We start from the raw sequence: 5,895 nt of genomic DNA on the forward strand, positions 1-5,895 counted from the left end.
TTGACAAGTGATTTCTGGATTGCTAAAGATTTTCTTAGCTACCAAGTCATTGGTCGGGCTGATGCCCGGATGTCTTAAAATCATCCATTTCCTCCTTCTATTATACCATAGTTTGAAATCTAAGATTACTAGATTCGATGGCTCTATCTATTTATTCGGAAAGGAAATGAATTGTGAAGATATTTTATCTCGTTTCAACTAAAATATGAGCTTGATCAATCAGTTGTCCATCAATAGTCAGATTCAGATAGAAATCCAAGGTCTTATCAGCAGCAAAATACAGGGTTGGTATGGTCAAATCTTTTTTGCTTTCCCCAGCTTGGAATTGAAGGACTTGAATCTCGTCCTGATAGGCGACACCATGGACACCTGTCCCCGGTTGAATCGAAATCTTAGCCTCTAAAGGAGTATCACTTTCGCTACGTTCAATCCTAAAATGAAGAGTCTCTCCCTTTGCCACAGCTAGGCTTTTTTCTGCAAATGCTAGACCCTGAACAACTACTTTTTGTGATAATCTAGGAGTTTTATAGAGGGAAATCTTGGTCAATACAGGTAAATCCTGTGACTCTGTAATCATCACGCGCACCTTCTGTGCCTCTACTAGCGGACCTCGCAGGAGACGCTTATGACCAACTGTAAAGCCCCTGCCAAATTCCTGCCAGACACCATCCACCTCTACTTGCACATGAAAAGCAGCGATTCGTTGCCCCAGCTTCAAATCTTCTCTTAACTCAAGCACATCGAAAGTTTTAGGTGACCCTAAGTCTAATTCTAGCTGGATGGGCAAGTCTACATCGCTTGCCCAAGAGCTGGTCTTAAGGCCATCTGTCAAATGGTGACAGGCAAAGTCTGCGGAAAGAGCAGGACCAGATACCTTAGCTCCCAGAGCCAAATCTTCTTTATAGAGCTCATTGCGATAAACGGCAAATTCATAGAGGCGTTCAATATCCTTTGCATCAAAGAGCCCATCTTTATTCGGCGGAATATTAAGCAAGAGTGGAGTTCCCCGACCCACCGAGTGAAAATAGATTTCGACCAACTCCTCAAGAGACTTAGGATCCTGATCCTCATGGTAAAACCAACCTGGCCGGATGGAAACATCTGCCTCACCGATTGAAAAAATAGTTCCTGAAGGATCTCCATGCTGAAGATAGTCCAACTCTGCTTCTGTTCCTAGTTTGGCAGGATTCACCTTTTGCCATAGGGGATCACCTGCATACCCTCGTTCATTGCCAATCCAGCGGATACTGGTGCCTTCTGTTGAGAAAATCAAGCAATCGCCCTGCAGGTCACGAATGGTTTCAAACCATTTCTCAAATTCATAATTGACCTTTTGAGCGCCCTCTCCTCTGGCACCATCCATCCAGACCTCAGCAAATTTCCCTCCATTTCCATAGGCAGGATTTGATAAAATCTCCTTCAGCTGAGCCAGATAATAGGAATTATAGTCCGCTTCTCGGTCCATATGATAGAGGGGACTGTGGGCGTCCCACGGCGATAGGTAGACCCCCATATCCATATCAAACTCTGTGGCAGCTTGGGATACTTCAAGGAGCAAGTCCCCTTCTCCATTCCTCCAAGGACTGGCCTTAACCGAATAATCTGTGTGAGCCGTCGGATAGAGGACAAAGCCGTCGTGGTGCTTGACCACCAAAATCAACTTCTTAAAGCCCGTTTCCTTGAGGACGCGAACCCACTCACGCGCATCTAACCTTGTCGGATTAAAGCGTTCAGGATCCTCCTGACCTGTCCCCCATTCCTGGTCATAAAAGGTATTAGGCCCAAAATGGATAAAGGCTGCTAGTTCATCCTCTAAATAAGCTAGCTGAGCCTGACTAGGCAAGGGCCCATGCGGTTTTATTTCTCTTACCATACTACTTCCTATCTACATTTTTCTTTACTTTTTTAGCATGCACTTGCAATTCTGTTAGCGCTAGGGGACTGGTCAAGCCTTCAAATCGAAGACGAAGGGCATAGGTTTCCACCTTGTCAAATTCAAAACGGAGCTCTTCATCCTTGTCGCTTGACACTTTTCGGATGCCTGATACAGGTTGCCAATTCTCCTCTTGCTTGAGCAGGGAATCCTTATCCAAATGATTGGGAGTTCGAGGCAAGGCAGGCTCATTCCCTACATAATAGTCGATATAGGTAGGATCCACCGCCACGTAATCTTGATTTTCAACATAATACAAGGTCACATTATCCACAAATCGCGGTTTTAAAATCCCTGCATCTCCAAACAGAATGCCCACGCTGGCTTGCTCTGACTTGGCAATCCAAGTATTGGCCGTCGATTTCTTCCGAGCAATAACCTTGTCATTGAGATATGAAGCTGGATGATTAGGTTCTGAGTGGGAAGCAAAGACCAGAGGTAGGTTGGACCCTGTCCACTGATTGGAAATAACTTCCCCATCTACACTGACATCTGTCACATGAATGGTGACTGTTGCTGGCAACTCACAGCCCGCTACCTGTCCTGTGAGCACACATTCTCCTACCTGAGCATAGACTTGAGGATCGAGTTCATCCCAAGTCACCTTGGCCGTATCTCGTCTGCCATCTGATAAGACTAGCTTGACTCGGTCTGGTAAGTGTGGAGCTTCCTTGACAAGCGTCCAAACCCTTTCAGGCTCAATAGCGCAAATCCCTTGAACACAAACCTGAGCAGAAGCCTTTAAATCCAAACCCTCTAGCTGACCAGATACCGTAAACTCATGAAAGCTTGCTATATCTTCTTCCGAGATTGCTTCCCAAACAACCTTGACTCGTTTTACACTACCGGACTCATAGTCCACCAAGACTGAAGATGGCAGCTGTGGATAAGTCCCCCTATCTGTATATAAGCGAAGTGGTCGTACAAAAACTGCTTGCCCTAGTGAGGTATTTTCTGCCACCTGCAAATGAGTTTGATAGTCCTTCCCTTGATAAAAGGCGCGAATAGTCAAGTCCCCTGCAGACAAGCAATGAAGCACTCCCTGCTTGATAATGGCGTGGGCACTACCACTCATCTCCCAAATCACTTCACTATTCCCCACCTTGTTCACAGGGTTATCCACAGTTTGTGGATAAAGTCCAATAGCTGGGGAATCCCCTTCTTGTAATTCTGCCTGCTTGTCCACTCGAATCTCAAATAAGCGCTGATTTTTCACTGGCTGGCAATCAAAAGCCTCTCCCACTAAGATATCAAAACTTGCTTGCTCTAGCCCTCTGGCCCTGGCCTTTACTCTCACTTGACCTACCTGCTCCAAGCTCTGAACTAAGAGGACACCTCTGCCATGAAAGGCTTTCCGCTTAAACCGACCATTTTTCTGAGCCTGATAACGTTCACGACTGGCCTGCCTACCATTATCAACACCCACAATGCGAGCAGGCCCTTCAATTTCAAAATGAAGCTGATTGGAAGCAGTCGGCACCCAGTTTCCTGATTTATCCAATACATCAAAATAGAGATCAAGGAGGTCTTGCCCATCTGGCTCCAGTTGTGATTTATCGGCATGTAACCCGATTTTGGCTGGCTTACCTGCAGTTACCACCCTATCTTCTGCTACAATCTGACCTTGACGGTCATAGGCTACAGCATGCAATTCTCCTGATTGATAAGCCAAACGCCATTCAAGATAGAGTTGATCAGAACCTTCTCCCTCTTGGTATTTTCTACCATCTGAAGTCCATTTCTCCTGAAAGGTCTTCCTGCCTTGAGATTTTCCATTGAGAAATAGCTCTACTGAACCAGCATTTGAATACACTCGAACAGGGATATCCCCATACTTATCCACAACTTGTTGATAACTCTTGTGAATTTCCCAATTCCAGTGGGGTAGGATATGAACCATAGGCTGCTGATCTAGGTCCACCCACTGACTTTGATAGAGATAATAGTCATTTTTAGGAATCCCTGCTGTGTCCACAATCCCAAAATAAGAACTCTTGACAGGCGTGTCATTTTGATTGTGCCAAGGAGTCGGCTCACCGATATAGTCCACTCCTGTCCAGATAAACTGACCCGCATAGTCTAGCCGATTCCTATCTGCTATCCAAGAATCCGTCACTGTCTTCCCCCAAGGAACCCGATCATTGCCATAGTCCGACTGTTCAAAATTCCTCACGCGGCGATTATCCCCAACCCATTCCTTAGCTGGGCGAAAATAGCTATCACGTGTTCGGGTAGCCGATGAGGTTTCAGACCCGTAAAGTCGCCACTTGGGATGTCTTTTACGAATCGCGTCAATATTATCTTCCGAGTAATTTAAGCCCACCACATCCAACAAATTGGCTATCTTTTCATGACCTCCAGACCCATCTCCAAAGCGGAACTGATCCATTCCCATGGTCACAAAACGACTATCATCCACTTCCTTGACCCTTTCTAGCAAGCGTTTGATCGTCCTCAATGAATGAGAATCGCCATTTGCTTCGCTGACTTCATTTCCCAAGGACCACATAAAAATCGATGGATTGTTCTTGCCACGCTCAATCATAGTACGCAAATCATAATCTGACCAGAAATCGCCTGCTTTCGCTTCTGGATGAGTCGCTTCTTCCTCAAAAAAGCGACCATAATCATATTCTTTCTTGCCTCCATACCAGGTATCAAAGGCTTCTTCTTGGATAAGTAAGCCCATTTTGGCAGCCACATCCAGCAAAATACTACTAGCTGGATTATGGGTGATTCGAATCGCATTGACGCCCATTTCCTTCATCTGGCGCAAGCGTCTCTCGGCAGCTGATCTGTTTTCCACAGCTCCCAGCGCTCCATAGTCATGGTGCAGACAAACCCCATGAATCTTCAACCAGCGACCATTTAGAAAGAAGCCCTTATCCGCTTGCCAATCCATATAGCGGTAACCAAAGGTCTCTTCTTCTTCATTAACCAAAATGCCATTTTTGTAAAGACGAGTCTTCAATTGGTAAAGGTGAGGGGAAGCAATATCCCAAAGCAAGGGTTGAAAAATTGATATTGCTTGTTGGAAATGATGTTTGTCCCCAGACTCAATTACTACAGAGTCTGTCGCCTGCCAGTCTGACAGCTGTTGGCCATCATACCAGATACTCTGCTCCAAATACACCGACACGGACTGAGGCCCATCATTTGAAACCTTGCTTTCAAGCTGGGTTTCCACCCAAGATTGCCTTTGCTCCTTGAGCTTGGGACTTACTATCTTAATCCCATACAAATCTAGATGAACTGCATCTGTAATCAATAATTTTACTTCTCGGTAAATACCGCTACCAGAGTACCAACGACTGCTAGGTTGCTGATTTTCCACAAAAACCGCAAGCTGGTTGGCCGTCCCATCATTTCTTAGATAAGGGGTGATATCATAAGAAAAGGGTGTATAGCCATTGGGATAATAGCCCAGCACTTGCCCGTTGATATAGACTTGAGCATTCATGTAAACTCCATCAAAGAGCAAACGCACCGATACAAGACTGGCATCTTCTTCCAAGTAAAACTGCGTCCGGTACCAGGCTTGACCCCCGTTTAACTGACCACCCTCATTTTGCGCTGGCGAATACTGGTCAAAATCATTGTAAATACTCCAGTCGTGTGGCACTTGAATAGCTTGCCAATTTTCCCTCTGAAAATCCGACGCCAAGGCTTCTTCTTTCCCCACCTCCTGACTAAAAAACCAGTGATGCCGTAAAACTTCTTCTCTTCTCATACAAGCATTCCTCTTTAAACGATTCAATTTACTTGACTATAGCACAAAACAAAAGCGCTTTCAAGACTTCCTCTATCACTCCCTAAATCCTCAGAAAAGATTCTATAATTTGTGGAGTAGGATTTAGTCCTCAAAGCTACAAGGGTAATACAAAAAGAGCCTGTTGCCAAGCTCTTTGTACTCAATGAAAATCAAAGAGCAAACTAGGAAACTAGCCGCAGGCTGTACTTGA

Annotated in this window: 2 protein-coding genes; both read right to left on the reverse strand. The window is 45.3% G+C overall.

Going from position 1 to position 5,895, the window contains the following annotated elements; genetic code table 11:
• Nucleotides 1-184 precede the first annotated feature (184 nt).
• On the reverse strand, nt 185-1,873 hold the full coding sequence (locus ADI58_RS05770) for an alpha-L-fucosidase (protein WP_049521819.1): 1,689 nt from the start codon (nt 1,871-1,873) through the stop codon (nt 185-187).
• Between the two features lies 1 nt (nt 1,874).
• Nucleotides 1,875-5,663, reverse strand: coding sequence for an Ig-like domain-containing protein (locus ADI58_RS05775; protein ID WP_053092663.1), 3,789 nt, complete (start codon nt 5,661-5,663; stop codon nt 1,875-1,877).
• Nucleotides 5,664-5,895 lie beyond the last annotated feature (232 nt).

Source organism: Streptococcus mitis (assembly GCF_001074635.1).
GTDB lineage: Bacteria > Bacillota > Bacilli > Lactobacillales > Streptococcaceae > Streptococcus > Streptococcus mitis_E.